Source organism: Bradyrhizobium sp. USDA 3397 (assembly GCF_054060965.1).
This window is the reverse complement of sequence record NZ_JBSSDS010000001.1, coordinates 644,107-658,742: the sequence shown is the minus strand read 5'-3', so window position 1 is coordinate 658,742 and position 14,636 is coordinate 644,107. Positions and strand designations below refer to the sequence as shown.

General features: G+C 64.1%; 12 protein-coding genes and 1 pseudogene. 7 read left to right on the top strand and 6 right to left on the bottom strand.

Annotated elements, in window-relative coordinates; genetic code table 11:
- Positions 1-31: 31 nt before the first annotated feature.
- Positions 32-928, bottom strand: coding sequence for a LysR family transcriptional regulator (locus ACVWYQ_RS03180; protein ID WP_404541375.1), 897 nt, complete (start codon positions 926-928; stop codon positions 32-34).
- 44 nt (positions 929-972) lie between these two features.
- On the opposite strand from ACVWYQ_RS03180, the gene bla reads away from it, so the two are divergent.
- Positions 973-1,911, top strand: coding sequence for a class A beta-lactamase (gene bla / locus ACVWYQ_RS03175; RefSeq protein WP_456725412.1), 939 nt, complete (start codon positions 973-975; stop codon positions 1,909-1,911).
- A 65-nt stretch (positions 1,912-1,976) separates the two neighbouring features.
- On the opposite strand, the gene ACVWYQ_RS03170 is transcribed toward bla, so the two are convergent.
- Entirely contained in the window at positions 1,977-2,915 is a 939-nt protein-coding gene (locus ACVWYQ_RS03170) for a GlxA family transcriptional regulator (RefSeq protein WP_456725411.1), read from the bottom strand.
- Between the two features lie 104 nt (positions 2,916-3,019).
- Between ACVWYQ_RS03170 and ACVWYQ_RS03165 the strand changes: the two genes are divergently transcribed.
- Positions 3,020-3,706, top strand: coding sequence for a DJ-1/PfpI family protein (locus ACVWYQ_RS03165; protein ID WP_456725410.1), 687 nt, complete (start codon positions 3,020-3,022; stop codon positions 3,704-3,706).
- Between the two features lie 508 nt (positions 3,707-4,214).
- Here the strand turns inward: ACVWYQ_RS03165 and ACVWYQ_RS03160 are convergent.
- Positions 4,215-4,622 (bottom strand): NADH:ubiquinone oxidoreductase subunit NDUFA12, encoded by a 408-nt coding sequence (locus ACVWYQ_RS03160; RefSeq protein ID WP_157288059.1) that lies wholly within the window; start codon positions 4,620-4,622, stop codon positions 4,215-4,217.
- A gap of 241 nt (positions 4,623-4,863) precedes the next feature.
- Here ACVWYQ_RS03160 and ACVWYQ_RS03155 point away from each other — a divergent pair, with 241 nt between their 5' ends.
- From ACVWYQ_RS03155 to ACVWYQ_RS03145, 3 genes are all read left to right on the top strand, one after another.
- Positions 4,864-5,598 (top strand): BA14K family protein, encoded by a 735-nt coding sequence (locus ACVWYQ_RS03155; protein WP_404651924.1) that lies wholly within the window; start codon positions 4,864-4,866, stop codon positions 5,596-5,598.
- Positions 5,599-5,835: 237 nt separating this feature from the next.
- Entirely contained in the window at positions 5,836-6,258 is a 423-nt protein-coding gene (locus tag ACVWYQ_RS03150; RefSeq protein ID WP_157287617.1) for a response regulator, read from the top strand.
- Positions 6,255-8,513: a CHASE3 domain-containing protein gene (locus ACVWYQ_RS03145; RefSeq protein WP_456725409.1), complete on the top strand. Its 2,259-nt coding sequence runs from the start codon at positions 6,255-6,257 to the stop codon at positions 8,511-8,513. The genes ACVWYQ_RS03150 and ACVWYQ_RS03145 overlap by 4 nt, the downstream gene beginning before the upstream one ends.
- Positions 8,514-8,701: 188 nt before the next feature.
- On the opposite strand, the pseudogene ACVWYQ_RS03140 reads toward ACVWYQ_RS03145, so the two are convergent.
- The 3 genes and pseudogenes from ACVWYQ_RS03140 to mdcA all read right to left on the bottom strand — a co-directional run.
- Positions 8,702-9,260, bottom strand: a pseudogene (locus ACVWYQ_RS03140) (alpha/beta hydrolase); the annotation flags it as partial.
- Complete coding sequence (locus ACVWYQ_RS03135) at positions 9,160-10,440, bottom strand: malonyl-CoA decarboxylase domain-containing protein (RefSeq protein WP_404541385.1); 1,281 nt, start codon at positions 10,438-10,440, stop codon at positions 9,160-9,162. The pseudogene ACVWYQ_RS03140 and the gene ACVWYQ_RS03135, both read right to left, overlap by 101 nt.
- A gap of 12 nt (positions 10,441-10,452) precedes the next feature.
- Positions 10,453-12,099: a malonate decarboxylase subunit alpha gene (gene mdcA, locus ACVWYQ_RS03130; RefSeq protein ID WP_404541387.1), complete on the bottom strand. Its 1,647-nt coding sequence runs from the start codon at positions 12,097-12,099 to the stop codon at positions 10,453-10,455.
- 79 nt (positions 12,100-12,178) lie between these two features.
- Here mdcA and ACVWYQ_RS03125 point away from each other — a divergent pair, with 79 nt between their 5' ends.
- Together ACVWYQ_RS03125 and ACVWYQ_RS03120 are read left to right on the top strand one after the other, a co-directional pair.
- Complete coding sequence (locus ACVWYQ_RS03125; RefSeq protein ID WP_456725408.1) at positions 12,179-13,072, top strand: LysR substrate-binding domain-containing protein; 894 nt, start codon at positions 12,179-12,181, stop codon at positions 13,070-13,072.
- Positions 13,073-13,662: 590 nt separating this feature from the next.
- Positions 13,663-14,634, top strand: coding sequence for an ABC transporter substrate-binding protein (locus ACVWYQ_RS03120; RefSeq protein WP_275509687.1), 972 nt, complete (start codon positions 13,663-13,665; stop codon positions 14,632-14,634).
- Positions 14,635-14,636: the final 2 nt, after the last annotated feature.

The following is a 14,636-nucleotide window of genomic DNA, read 5'->3' as shown; positions in this document are numbered from 1 at the left end:
AGTCCGCTTGAGCAAGGCGGACTGCGCAAGTTCACTTGATTCCCATCCTCTTGCATTCGGCCAATATCCACTGCCGGAATGCCTGCATCGCGTGCGTGTGCCGCTTTGATTTGAGGGACGTGAGCCAGTACGACCCAAGATGGACGCGCGTGTTGTAGGGACAGGCCAGGCGTTTCCGGGCGACCTCCTCCGAGAACAAGATGACCGGCAAAAGTGCGACCCCGCCTCCGCGAGCCGCAGCATGCGCCAAGGAAATCGATGAATCGAACATCGGACCCGTCATGCGCGGCTGGCTGCATTTCGCTGCCTCGAACCACTGTGTCCACTCGCCGGATCGGTAGGACCGCAGCAGCACTTCTTGATGGAGATCGATCGGGTCTTTGAGACGCTTCGCCATCGCTGGCGTGCACATCGGAGTGAAGGGAGCATCGACCAAGCGCTCTGCGTTGGTACCGTGCCAGGCGCCGTCGCCAAATCGAATGGCGAAGTCCAAACCCTCGGCGCCGAGATCGACACGATTGTTGTTCGCAAAGATCCTGATATCGACCTGCGGGTGGCTCGAGGTGAAAGTCTTGATGCGAGGAACGAGCCAGCCTGCTGCGAACGTTCCGACGACGCCGATCATCAGCGTCTCCCGCATGCGGCCATTTTCGAAACGATCCAGCACCTGGTTGATGCGACCGAAAGCATCGGAAATGGCAGGCAACAGCGCCTCGCCTTCCTCCGTAAGGGCAAGCCCTCGCGTGAGCCGCCTGAACAGCTCCACACGCAGGCTTCGCTCCAGAGTTCGCACTTGCTGGCTCACTGCGGCCTGCGACACACGGAGTTCCAGGCCGGCCTTGGTGAAGCTGAGGTGGCGCGCTGCCGCCTCGAAAGCACGAAGTGCGTTCAGCGGAAGATTGGAAACGCTGGGAGGTCGGCGGGCCACGTCTGATCCAAGTTTTACTTATGGTTGGCCTTACGAAGCATCGTTTGTCAATCGCGGGAGCACGCAGCAAAAAAGCGCAGTTTCAATGGGAGTTCACGATGCTAACGCGACGTCAGTTCGGATCATCCACACTTGTGCTCGCGGGACATTTCTTCCTCTCGAACGCTTCGAGCGCTGCGACACTCGAAACAACACGACTGTTGGAGGCCATCAGACAACTTGAAAGCAAAAGCGGCGGCCGGCTCGGCGTCACCGTGCTCGACACGCAAACCGGCGCGTCGATTCATCATAGGGGAGACGAACGATTTCCGATGTGCAGCACCTTCAAGGTGCTTGCGTCCGCAGCAATATTGAAGAGTCTGGGAGACAAGCTGGACGGCCTCGATCGCCGCGTCCGCATCGAACAATCCGATATCGTCGAGAATTCGCCGATCACCCGTGAGCATGTCGGACCGGAAGGCATGTCGCTGCGCGAACTCTGCGAGGCTGCCATTACGAAGAGCGACAATACGGCGGGGAACCTGCTTCTCAGGAACATAGGAGGCACCGCCGGCTTGACCGCCTTCGCGCGCAGCCTCGGTGACGACGTGACCCGATTGGACCGCGTCGAGACCGAGTTGAACGAAGCTGCGCCCGGCGATGTTCGCGACACGACGAGTCCAAACGCGATGGCTGAGAATTACAGGCGTCTGGTGCTCGGCAACGCGCTCCCGCCGGCAGCCCGGGAGCAGCTGTCCAAATGGATGATCGCGAACAAGACAGGCGACAGCCGATTGCGCGCCGGCTTGCCGCAGGGCTGGCGCGTGGGCGACAAGACCGGAACGGGCGGCCACGGCACCAACAACGACGTCGCGATCGCATGGCCACCTCAGCGTTCGGCGCTCATCGTGGCAGTTTATCTCACGGGCGCCTCTGTCGATTTCAGCGGCCAGAATGAGGTGATTGCCTCCGTCGGACGAGAGGTCGGCAAGGAATTCGGCTGACCGCAGAGCTGACGTTCGTGCCGAAGCGGCCGGCGTCCTGGAAGGGAGGTCTGTGCCGGGTGCCCCTACCCCGCCCGCGCCGCGCGCCGCAGGGCCTGCGGCGGCTGGCCATAGGCGCGGATGAAGGCGCGCCGCATGCGCTCGGGGTCGCGGAAGCCGGTCACCTCCGCCACGCGCTCGATCGCCTCGCGCGAGGACTGCACGCGCTCGCGCGCGACTTCGAGCCTGAGCCGCTCGATCGCCTTGGAGGGCGTCGTGCCTGTCTCGGCGGCGAAGGCGCGGGCAAAATGCCGTGCGCTCATGCCGGCGCGGTCGGCGAGATCCTCCACGGTCAGCGGCGCGTCGAGATTTTCGCGCGCCCAGGACAGGAGCGTGCCGAAGCGTCCGTTCGGCGTCTTCAGCTCCAGCAGCGACGAGAATTGCGACTGCCCGCCGCTGCGGCGATGGTACAGCACGAGCTGGCGCGCGGTCGCCTGCGCGATCTCCTCGCCATGGTCCTCGGTGATCATCGCCAGCGCGAGGTCGATGCCTGCGGTGATACCTGCCGATGTCCACACATTGCCGTCGCGGGTAAAAATCTGGTCCGGCTCGAACTTCACCTTGGGAAAGCGCGCGACGAACTCACGGGTCCGCCCCCAATGCGTGGTGGCGCGGCGGCCGTCGAGAAGCCCGGCCTCGGCCAGCACGAAGGCGCCCGAGCAGACGCTCGCGACCCGCACGCCGCGCCTTGCCAGCCGCTTCACGAAGGCCCGCGTGATCTCGCAGCGCGCGGCCTCCGCAACGCCGCTGCCGCCGGCCACGGCCAGCGTCGTGATCGCGTTCGCCGTCTTGAAGTCACGCGCCATCATCTCGACGCCCGACGAGCTGCGCACCAGCCCCGGCTTGGCAGCCAGAACGCGGATAGCTGGCGCCTTGCCGGTGCAGCGCGCTGCAATCTCGAACGCCGAGATCGGGCCCGAAGCATCGAGCAGCTGGAAGTCCGGAAAGATCAGGATGCCGATCATGGGCCAACCCGTAACGCATGTCCGAAAGCGAGGGAATTATGCCATTTCGGACAGCACGGCACCATGCCATTCTTCCGGCGTCAAGCGCATTGTCGGAGGCTCCCATGTCGTCACCGCTCCAGATCGGAATCCTGGTATTTCCGCGCGTCACCCAGCTCGACTTCACCGGCCCCTTGCAGGTGTTCGCCATGGTTCCGGACGCAAAGCTGCACCTGATCTGGAAGCGGATCGAGCCGGTGCCGAGCGATTCCGTGCTGACGCTGACGCCGACCACGACCTTTGCAGATTGCCCCCAGCTCGACGTCATCTGCGTGCCCGGCGGCCAAGGCACCAACGACCTTCTCAACGACGAGGACGTACTCGAATTCCTGCGCAAGCAGGCGGCAGGCGCCAAGTACGTCACCTCGGTGTGCACGGGATCGCTGGCCCTTGGCGCCGCGGGCCTCTTGAACGGCTACCGCGCCGCCACCCATTGGAGCGCAATTGAGATGCTCGCGCAGTTCGGCGCGACGCCGACCAAGACCCGCGTCTGCGTCGATCGCAACCGCATCACCGGCGGCGGCGTCACCGCTGGCATCGATTTCGCGTTGACGCTGGTCTCGATCATGGTCAATCGCACCACGGCCGAAGCGATCCAGCTGCAGATGGAATACAATCCAGCCCCGCCGTTCAATGCGGGATCGCCCGACACCGCGCCGGCTGAAGTGCTGGCGCTGCTGAGGGAGCGCGGCGCGCAAAACCAGGCGCAACGGCTCGAGGCGGTGAAGCGCGCGGCCGTGCGGGTGAACTAGCTGCGACCCTCGTGTCCCGGACGCGCTGCAGCGTGCAACGCTGCTGCGCAGAGCCGGGACCCAGGAAGCTGCGGGGTCCGTTGCAGCATGGGCCCCCGGCTCTGCAGCACATCGCTAAAGAAGCGCTGCGCTGCGTCCGGGCACGTGACCCTTCCTGGACCTCTCCCAAAGAAAAAGGCCGCTCGGTTTCCCGAGCGGCCTTTCCTGTCTCACGGTGGCTGCACATTCACATCGGGCGATGTCGGAGCTTCCAGACCGGGGGCCTATCTCCCGATCGAGTCCTTCCTCGGCGGCCGCTGCATCTCGGGACAGTCGCGAACTGTTGCCCGAACCGAACGCGATGGTCTCCCATCTCCGTAAGATGGGATCATTGAGCCGCATCGCCCGCCTCGCGGCAACACCTGCGCAAGGCGGCATCCCCGCTGTTCCCGTTGTCCACAGCGGCGCGGCGCGGATGCAAGTGCATCCGCTTTGGACGATGGTGGTTCGTGAGTCGGCCGAAAGGGGCTTAGCCGGGCGTCCAGGGCTGATAGTCGCCGGTCGCCTTGGGACGCCTGCCGCTGGCGAGCGTCGAGCCGGAGGGCCGATAGGCCTTCGCTGTGCCGGTGAGATTCGGCTGGTGCGGCTTTTCCCACTCGCGCGGCTGGTAATCAATCTCGGTCGGCGGCTTGTCGACGACGTGGTGGATCCAGCCATGCCAGGACGGCGGAATCCGGCTCGCTTCCGCGTAGCCGTTATAGATCACCCAGCGCCGCTCGAAGCCGAGCGTTGGATCGATCGCCCCGCCCTGCGTGCGGTAGTAACGGTTGCCCTGCTCGTCCTCGCCGACCAGCTCGCCATACCGCTTGGTCCAGAGCTGGGTGCCAAAGGTCTGGCCATTCCACCAGGTGAAGAACTTGAGAAAGAATTGTTTCATGCGGCAAGGGCCCTGCTTCGTGGGGTCCTGATGCCATCCGGGGGGCGAAATGTCCAGTTCGGCAGGCGCGTCGGCGCCCCCGGCAAGTCCGCCTGCCGCGCACACCCCTGCCGCAAAGCGGACGCGATTCATTCATGCCCGATACAGCGGCGGGACCTGAGGCTCCATGCGCGCGCAAACCGGCGTGATCCCAGGAACCCACGCGCTTTGGCAGGGTTGCTTTCCGGGAAAGGAGTTTACCATGAACAATCTGAAATTATTGAGTGCCGCTGCGACGGTGGCGTTGGTTCTTCCCTTGGCGAGCCCGAGCATTGCGCAGCAGAGTCGTGCCGCCGCGGTCGGAGCGGGCGGTGGCGCCGCGGTCGGTGGCGGAGGTGCCGCGATCGGCGGCGGAGGTGCCGCAGTCGGCGGCGGAGGCGGCGGCTTCGGTGGCGGCGCCCGCATGGGCGGCGGCGGCGCCGCGTTCCAGGGCGGTGGCGGCGGTTTCGGGGGCGGAGCCGCGATGCGCCCGGGCGGTGGCAATTTCGCAGCCGGTGGCGCGGTTCGTCCGGGCGGTGGCAGTTTCGTCGGGGGCGCGGCAGACCGTGCCGCTATCTCGCCGAGCTTCAGTGGGACCCGTAGCGCTGCAGTCGCAGGCAACTGGCAGGGCGGCAGCGGCAACTGGCAGGGCGGCAGCGGCAACTGGAGCGGTCGTCACTGGCACGGTCGCCACCACCATCATCATCGCCACGGCGGCTTCTGGCCGGGCTTTGCGGCTGGCGCCGCGATCGGCGGCCTCGGCTCCTACGCCTATTACGGCAGCGGCTACGGCTATTACGATGATCCCTACTACTACGGCTACTATGACGAGCCGTCGGTTGCCGTGGTGCAGGATGGCGGCGGCGACGCCGCTTATTGCGCGCGGCGCTTCAAATCTTACGACCCGGCCTCGGGCACCTATCTCGGCTACGACGGCCGGCGGCATCCTTGCCCGTAAGCAGATCGCGAAGACTAGAGGCGAAAGGCGCCGCAGCGATGCGGCGCCTTTTTTGCAATCGGCGCCTTCCTCGCTCGTTTCGGCTCCATTACCTCGCGGATAAATACAAATCGATGCAAATGGACCTTTATGCACCAAACCGTGCATACCTTGCGCGATCCAATCGCAAATTGACCGGACCCACGATTCGCGGATATCACAAACCACAGTGGGGACTTCGATCTTCTGGGAAGTGTCATGCCGCGTATTCTCGTGGTTGATGACGATCCGATGGTCGGCGCGACCATCGAGGTCCTCCTCCAACGTCAGGGCTTCGACGTCACGCTGACCGACGGCGGCGAAACAGGACTGGCTGCGCTGGAATCGCAAGCCTTCGACGTCATGCTGGTCGACATCTTCATGCCGCATATGCGCGGCTTCGAATCCATCCGCATCTTTCACGAGCGCGCCCCTGCCACGCCGCTGATCGCGATGTCGGGCTATGCCTTCGCCTCGTCCGCCTCGCCCTCTCCCGATTTTCTCCGCATGGCGCTGGAACTCGGCGCAACGCGCTGCCTGCGCAAGCCGTTCACGCCGGAAGCGTTGCTGACCACGATCCGGGAATGCCTCGCCGGCGCGGACGCGAGCGCGCCGCCGAAGGACCAGAAAGAAGCCCCTTGATCCCAACGCAGCGCGTCATTCTCGGTGCTGGACTTGCCATCCTCCTGATCATCACCGCGGCGTCGATCGCCCTCGACGTCAAGTCGCGGTCCGACGCGGCGTCGGTGAACCACACCGTCCAGGTGCAAAAGAAGATCTCCGATCTGCGCGTGCTGCTGCGCCGGGCCGAGAGCGCCGCGCGCGGCTACGAACTCTATCGCAGCCAGGGCTTCAGCGACGAGTTCCAGGCGGTGCACGCCAAGATCGCGCCGGCCCTCGCCGAGCTCAAGCGCGACGTGCGCGACACCCCCGATCAGGTCGCCCTGCTTGAGGGCACCGAGCCGCTGGCGCTGCGCCGGATCGAGATCGCCGCCACCGCGATGCGCCTGCGGGCCGCCGACGACCAGGCCGGCATTGCCGCGCTCAACAGCAAGGCCGAGGGCCGCGGCCTCATGGACACGGTGATGCGCAATCTCGACCGCCTGAGCGCGGAGGAAGAACGCCTGCTCGCCGCCCGCTCCCAGGATTCGCGCCGCACCGGCGTCGTGCTGCTCGGCATCGACGTCGCCGGCGCCGTGCTGATCCTGCTCCTGGTCGCGTTGGTGATGCGCGAAAGCCGCCGCACGACGGGTGAGCTCCAGAGCTCGCTCGAGCAGACTCAAGCCGCCAAGACGGCGCTCGAGGCGGCGGTGGCCGAGCGCACTGAGCATCTCGTCGCCGCACATGACGAGCTGCGCCTGTCGGTCAACGTGCTCCAGAGCACGTTTCGCAGCATGGCGGAGGCGGTGCTGGTCATCGACGCCGAGGGCACCGTGCTGCTGTCCAATCCAGCCGCCGAGCGCATGCTGCTGCATCGCACCGGCATGAACGTCGGCAATCTGCGCGCGCTGTCCGACGTGTTTCACGGCGACGGCATCACGCCGCTTCCGGCCGACGAGCTGCCATCGACGCGCGTGCTGCGCGGCGAGCAGTTCGAAGAGCTGGAGATGATCGTCCGCCCGCACAGCGGCAACCCGCCGCGCCATCTCATGGTCAGCGGCCGGCCGATGCGGGACGGGCAAGGCAACATCTCCGGCGCGGTGCTGGTCTATCACGATGCGACGACCTCGCGCGAGACCGAGCGGCAGTTGCACCAGTCGCAGAAGCTGGATGCGATCGGCAAGCTGACCGGAGGCGTCGCGCACGACTTCAACAACATGCTCACGGTCATCTCCGGCAACACCGAGACGCTGGTGGAGAACCTGAAGGACCAGCCCGAGCTGCAGCGCACGGCCCGGCTGATCGACGATGCCGCCGAACGCTGCGCCGAGCTGATCCAGCACCTCTTGGCGTTCGCGCGCCGGCAGCCGCTCGAGCCGCGCAATGTCGACATCAACGCCGCGATCTCGGACATCGCAAAGCTTCTGCGCCCCACCCTCGGCGAGCAGATCCAGATCGAGACCGTGCTGGAACAGGGGCCGATGACGACGCATATCGATCCGTCCAGGCTCACCAACGCCGTGCTCAACATGGCGATCAACGCCCGCGACGCCATGCCGGGCGGCGGCAAGCTGCTGCTGGAGACCCACCGCGTCGTGCTCGACGAGGCCTATGCGCAGGCCAATGCCGACGTGGCAGCGGGCCCCTACATCATGCTCGCGGTCAGCGACACCGGCACCGGCATGCCCCCTGACGTGCAGCAGATGGCGTTCGAGCCCTTCTTCACCACCAAGGAGGTCGGCAAGGGATCCGGCCTCGGCCTCTCCATGGTCTACGGCTTCGTCAAGCAATCCGGCGGCCACATCAAGATCTACAGCGAGGAAGGCCACGGCACCACGATCAAGCTCTATCTGCCGCCGGGCGAAGGCGCCGCGGACGTCGCAGCCGGCGTCACGCCGACGGCCGAAGGCGGCGCCGAGACTATTTTCGTGGTCGAGGACGATCCGCTGGTCCGCAACTTCGTCACCGCGCAGCTGCAGAGCCTCGGCTACAAGACGGTCGCCGCGCCCGACGGCAAGGCGGCGCTGGACCTGATCGAGGCCGGCCAGAGCTTCGACCTGCTCTTCACCGACGTCGTCATCCCCGGCGGCATGAGCGGCCGCGAACTCGCCGAAGAGGTGGCAAGGCGCCGGCCGGGCGTGAAGGTGCTCTACACCTCCGGCTACACCGACAACGCCATCGTCCATCACGGCAAGCTCGACGACGGCGTGCTGCTGCTGACCAAGCCCTACCGGCGCAACCAGCTCGCGGAGATGATCCGGAAGGCGCTGACCGGCGGCGGGATGGCGCCGAGCTAGCGCGTGAACTCTTAAATCCGCGATGTCTGCTTATCCCCCAACAGCGGCGCAGTAGCGGACATAACAGGAGGTCCGAGAAGGGCCTATAGCCGACCTTCGCAGCAACGGATCGTCCCTGCAACAGCGAGACATTCTGCTTTACATAGTGATGAGTATAGCCTGCCATGACTGCTGCGCCCGTCTCTCAGCTTGCCGGCGAGTAGCGCTCTCTGGAACGGCTCCTGCACCGCATAGAGCGCCTTCCCTTTTGCCTTCGGCAGGTCACCCGCGAAATCCCGCAGGAAGGCCTCTTCGGAAAGGCCTCCCTCGTCGCCGTCAAACACGATTCCAGCCCATGCCGGTGGAGTCGGATAGGTCTTAGCGAGCGTGGTGTAGTCTTCGCCAGCGTCCGCCGCGCGCGCCGCTACATAGACCAGCGCGAGACGTTCGGATGAACGCCAGCTTTGGTGACGATCATGCCGGAAAAGGAATGACCGGCCAGAACCGTTAGGCCAGCGGCCGCGCAAGCACGCGCTCGCCCGCAGCCACCGCCTCAGGAAGTGTGGTCAGCGGGTTTTGCACGGAGGTGACGTTCAACCCTACCGCCTGTAAGCGCGGAATGACTTCCGACCAGCTGGAGCCGTCGGCGAACGAACTTGATCGCGGCTCAGTCGGTGATGTGCAGTAGAGCATCGACGTCAGGCGAACGGACGATGGTGCCGTCGCGTACAAATGCTTCGTGATTGGTCTCAATGCTGTTGTGGTCATAAAGATAGTTGACCATGATCCCGAAGGATTCTTGAATCGCACGCAGAGCGGTATTGCCGAGCCAATTGATGCGCTCGAGCCGTGCGCCGTTGCCGAGGTGAAAACGCGCCACGGGGTCGATGCGTATCGAGGGCTTCCGTGTCAGATAGCTAGCGCAGAGCCGCAGCAAGGGCACGCGCAGCTTCTCGCTCTGCGCCGGGTCATTCCACCAGCTATCGCTCTCCAGTTGCGATAACAGCGCCGCATCGGGATCACTTGCATTTGCAAGCCGATTAGCGAGCCATTGCCGAAATCCCGGTACCGGCGATAGGGTGGAAAAACGCTTCAGCTGCGGAAACTCCGACTGCAGCTCTTCAACGACCTGCTTGATCAGGAAATTGCCGAACGCCACGCCGCGCAGTCCGTCCTGACAATTGGAGATCGAATAGAAGATCGCGGTGTCGGCGCGGGCGGCGCGCTGCCGCGCGATGGCTTCACCGTCGTCCTGCGACAACAACGGCTGCACGGCCGTGGCCAGTCCTTCCACCAAAGCAACCTCGACGAAAATCAGTGGCTCGCCTGGAAGTGCGGGATGAAAGAAGCCAAAGCAGCGCCGATCGGGTGCAAGGCGCCGGCGCAGGTCGTCCCAGCCCTTGATTTCGTGCACGGCTTCGTAGGCGATCAGCTTTTCCAGCACCGCGGCCGGTGTCTGCCAGTCGATGCGCCGCAACTCGATGAAGCCGCGGTTGAACCACGAGGCGAACAAATGCTTGAGGTCCGCGTCGAGCAACTTCAGTTCGAGGTCAGTGCGCATGTATGAAGCAATTTCGCTGCGCATTGCGATCAGCGCGCTGATCCCGCCGGGTGCCATGTTGATTCGCCGCAGCACTTCCTGGCGCGGCGGCTCGGCAGCACGCGCGAGTGCGGCCGCGGCTTCTGCGGTGCCTTCGGCGAGGTAGCGCTGCGCCGCCGCGCGCAAAGCGGGGCCGTGAGGATGAAATTCCGTGGCGAGATAGCGCTGAAAGCAGCGGCGATCGTTGTCGTGGAGTGCGCCAAGCAGCTCGCGCAATTGCCGCGCGACCAGCGCTCCTGAGGCCTGGCTGCGCTCGGAGAGCAGCGATGCTGCGAGCTGCTTCGCGCGATCGAGGGGCGGCATTGTCGTGCTGGATGGATCGTTGAAAGTTCGGCGGATTGCGGACATGACTATTCCTCCTCAAGCTTGGGCGGTGACGGCGCGGCGGAACTTGGCCGGTGGCATGTAGAGTCCGCTCGAGGCGGCCACGAGATCATCGATCGTCTTGGCGGCGAGCAGATCGCGCGTCGCCGTGCCGACGTCGATGCCAAGGTCTGCCGGAAACATCACGATGCCGCGACGGCGAAGGCTCTCGGTTGTGTCAGGCGATTGGCGCTTGCCAAATTCGGTGTCGCCGGCGATCGCGCGCAATGCCGCCTCGCGATCTTGCGGTGATCGGCAGCGCAACAGGTTCGCAACGGCCTTCTCGGTGATGACATGACTCACGTCGTCGCCATAGATCATCACCGGCGGCAATGCGAAGCCGGCGGAGGCGGCCAGATCGAACGCGTCCAGACGCTCGACAAAACTGGGCGTGCCGTTTGGCTGATGGGTCTGCACCATCTGCACCACAAGCTTGCGCCCGCGTAAGGGATCGCCTGCTTCCTGACCGGCGCGAAGCCAGGTGGGGCTGTCGTGGCGACGACCGCGTGCATCCGCACCCATGTTCGGCGCGCCGCCGAAGCCTGCGATCCGGTCTTTCGTGGCCGTCGAACTGTTGCCTCGCGCGTCGATTTGCAGCGTGGCGCCAACAAACATGTCGCAGGCATATTGTCCGGCGACCTGCGCCAGTGCCCGGTTCGACCGCAGGCTGCCGTCGGCGCCGATCGGGAATATATCGGCGTGCTTTGCGACGTAGCGCTCCATACCGAGCTCGGAGCCGAAGCAATAGACGCCGTCGACGAAGCCGGCTTCGATCGCCGGGATCAGGGTCGGGTGCGGGTTGAGCACGAATTGGCTCGCGATCTTGCCCTTCAGGCCACGCCGGGCGGCAAATGTCGGGAGGATCAGCTCGATCGCCGCGGTGGCGTAACCGATGCCGTGGTTGAGCCGCCGGACCTCAAATGACTCATAGACCGCAGCAATCGCCATCATCGCCATCAGCACGTTCTCGTCCCTTACCTTGGCGGGGTCGCGCGTGAACAGAGGCTCGATCGCGTAAGGCTTTGGGCTCGGTATGACGAAATCGACCCAGTCGCCGGGGACGTCTACTCGCGGCAACCGGTCAACGATCTCGTTGACTTGCGCCACGACAATGCCGCCGCGAAAGGCCGCGGCTTCGGCGATGGTCGGCGTGTCTTCGGTGTTGGGACCGGTGTAGAGATTGCCGTTGCGGTCGGCCTTGTCGGCGACGATCAGCGCCACGTGCGGCGTCAGGTCCACCAACATCCGAGCATAGAGCTCGAGATAGGTATGGATTGCGCCGATCTTCACCGTGCCGATGCCGACCAGTTCGGCAAGCTTGCGGCTCTGCGGACCTGCGAAGGCAAAATCGAGCCGATTGGCGACACCGCGCTCGAACACGGCGAGATGATCGGGCAGCGCCAGCACCGACTGCACCATGTGCAGATCGTGAATCTGCGCCGGATTCACGCTCGTCAGGGCGGCGGCAAGAAAATCGGCCTGCTTCTGATTGTCGCCCTCGATGGCAACGCGGTCGCCCGGCTCGATGATCGCTTCGAGCAACTCGGTCGCGCGCTCGGCAGGGCAGAGCTTTTCAGAGCAGATCGTGGCGGCCCGAGCTAGCCTCGCGGAGCGATCCGCTCCCCGTCGTGATGTGGCGTGCATGATGAACCTCCTTCGCTCGACGCTGTCTTCGATGCAGAAGTTAGGTGACCAGCATTGATTATAGAAACGATATTTTGTAATGTTATTGATTATGGATTTGGATCAATTGACATGCTGGAATTCGAGCTTTTGCGCTTCCTTTGTTGCCGTCGCGGATTGCGGCGGCTTCCACCGCGCCGCCGAACGGCTCAATCTGACGCAGTCGACCATCAGCCAGCAGATCAAGCGATTGGAGCTTGAAACCAAACGTCCGCTGTTCCGGCGCACGACCCGCAGCGTCGCGCTGACCGACGATGGAGAGATGCTGCTGGGTGACGCCCGTCGTCTGTTGCAACTCGAGGAGGCGGCCCGCCATCGCCTGTCAGCGCCGCGTTTGTCAGGAACCGTGCGTCTTGGAGTGGTCGAGGAAGTCGCCGGCGGCTCGCTGCCATCGGCGCTGGGACGCTTCGCCATGTTGCACGCGAGCGTGAAGCTCGAGGTGCAGATCGGCGTTAGTGCGGAATTGATTGAGCAGTTGAACAAGGGACGACTCGACGTCGTGTTCGCTAAGCGTCCGCTCGGTACGTCGCGTGGGCGCCTAGTCTGGCGCGAACCCATGGTTTGGGCCGCCGCCGACGCGTTTGATCTGGTTCCGGGCGCGGTGCTGCCGCTGGCGCTCTATCGCGAGCGGTCAGTATCGCGTGAGGCAGCGCTCGCCGCGCTAAATGACAGCGAACTGACGTGGGAGATCATCTATACCAGCCCCAGCCTGACAGGTGTGCGCGCGGCGGCGCTCGCTGGTCTCGCCATCACGCCGCTTCCCGCGAGCGCGGTCATTGCAGGTTTGCGCAGTCTGGGATCGCAAGAGGGCCTGCCGCGCCTTCCTGACCTTGAGTTCGCAATCTATGAGAAAGCCCGGCCCGAAAAGGCCGCGGCGGCGCTGGCCGCAGCGCTTCTGGCACTTGGGCAATCGCCAGCGCGCCCGACGATTTAGCGCCATACGTTCCGTTGCGGGTCCAACCCCAGGGTGCAGATTGGTTCATCTCGCAATGATGAGGATCCGTCAGGCGGTATTGAGCGCATCGGTCTCATGACGGCTCTGGGTCCACAAGCAGTAATGCTCTGGCAGATCAGAGTATCTCCGCTCGTCCTCAGGAGCGAACATTGCCTTTATGAGTACACCCCCTAGCCCGTATGAGCACGCGCTAGCCCGTGAGTTGCCGAAGGCGCTGCAGTCACACCATATATGAGGTCGAGGACACTGGCTCCGGACGTGAGTTCCGGTTGTCCTTGTGAGACGCCGTAGCTCGCCCGTATCCGCGCCGGAGGTGTTCCGACACCGCGCGATGCCGGGAATAAGGCCGTTTTGATCTCGATCGGTCAGTCTCAAGCAAAAATCAAGCGCATCTCAAGGACAAAGCGTCTCACCAACCCAGTCTCTGAGCATGCTCTCGGCGACAAATGTTGGAGTCGGTGTCGCGAGAGTCCGCTTGCGGAGCGCGATACCAAGCGCAGTCACCAGATGCACGGCTCGGATCTTGGTCTGCGGCCGGAACTGCCGGCCCAGTTTCGACAGGTGCTCGCATGAAGAGACGAGAGTTCATCTTATTGATTGGTGGAGGACTGGCCTGGCCTGCGATCGCACGGGCGCAGGGCGGAACCAAGCTGCATCGTATCTTCTGGGTCTCGACTGAGTCCGAACCGGATCCCTTCCTGGACGGCTTTCGCGAGGGAATGCGCGCGCTGGGATACGTCGAGGGCAGGAACGTAACCTTCGAGACGCATTATGCTCCTGGAAATCCGCAGGCACTGCGCAAGATCGTCTCCGAGTTGCAGCGAGCGGATATCGACCTCGTGGTCTCGAGCGGTCCGGCGACACGCGCCATGACTGCGGTCACCGACGTCCCCGTGCTGTTTGCATTGAGCGGTGACCCCGTCGCTTTGGGTGTGGTGAAGAGCCTTTCTCATCCCGGCACCAATTTCACCGGCAGCACATTCCTGTCGCTCGAGCTGGCAGGAAAGCGCGTTGAGCTGCTCAAGGACATCTATCCAAAGCTGCGAAAACTGGCGGTGTTCTCGAACACGGATCATCCGGGAGAGCCGCTGGAATGGCGCGCGACCTTGGAGTCGTGCCGAAATCTCGGCATTGAGGCAACCTACGTTCCGTTCTCCGGCGCTCGCGAAATCGAGAACGGGTTGATGGCTGCCGGCAAGGTGGACGCGGATGCTCTCCTCGTGTTTCCCGATGCTGTGACGCTGGTGCATCGTGCGAAGATTGCGGAGCTTGCAATCGCGCGCCGGCTTCCCTCGATGTTTGGCTGGTCTGAATATTGTGACGCTGGAGGTCTCCTGAGCTACGGCGCAAACCAGCGCACGACCTATTTTCGGCTTGCCAATTACGCCGATCGCATCCTGCGCGGTGAAGATCCGTCAGATCTTCCGGTGATACGTCCCGAGAAGTTTGAACTGGCAGTCAATATGAAGACAGCCAGGCTTCTGGGTATGGATCTGGATGTGTCGTCGATCCTGTTTCGCGCCAGCAAGGTGATCTCCTGAGC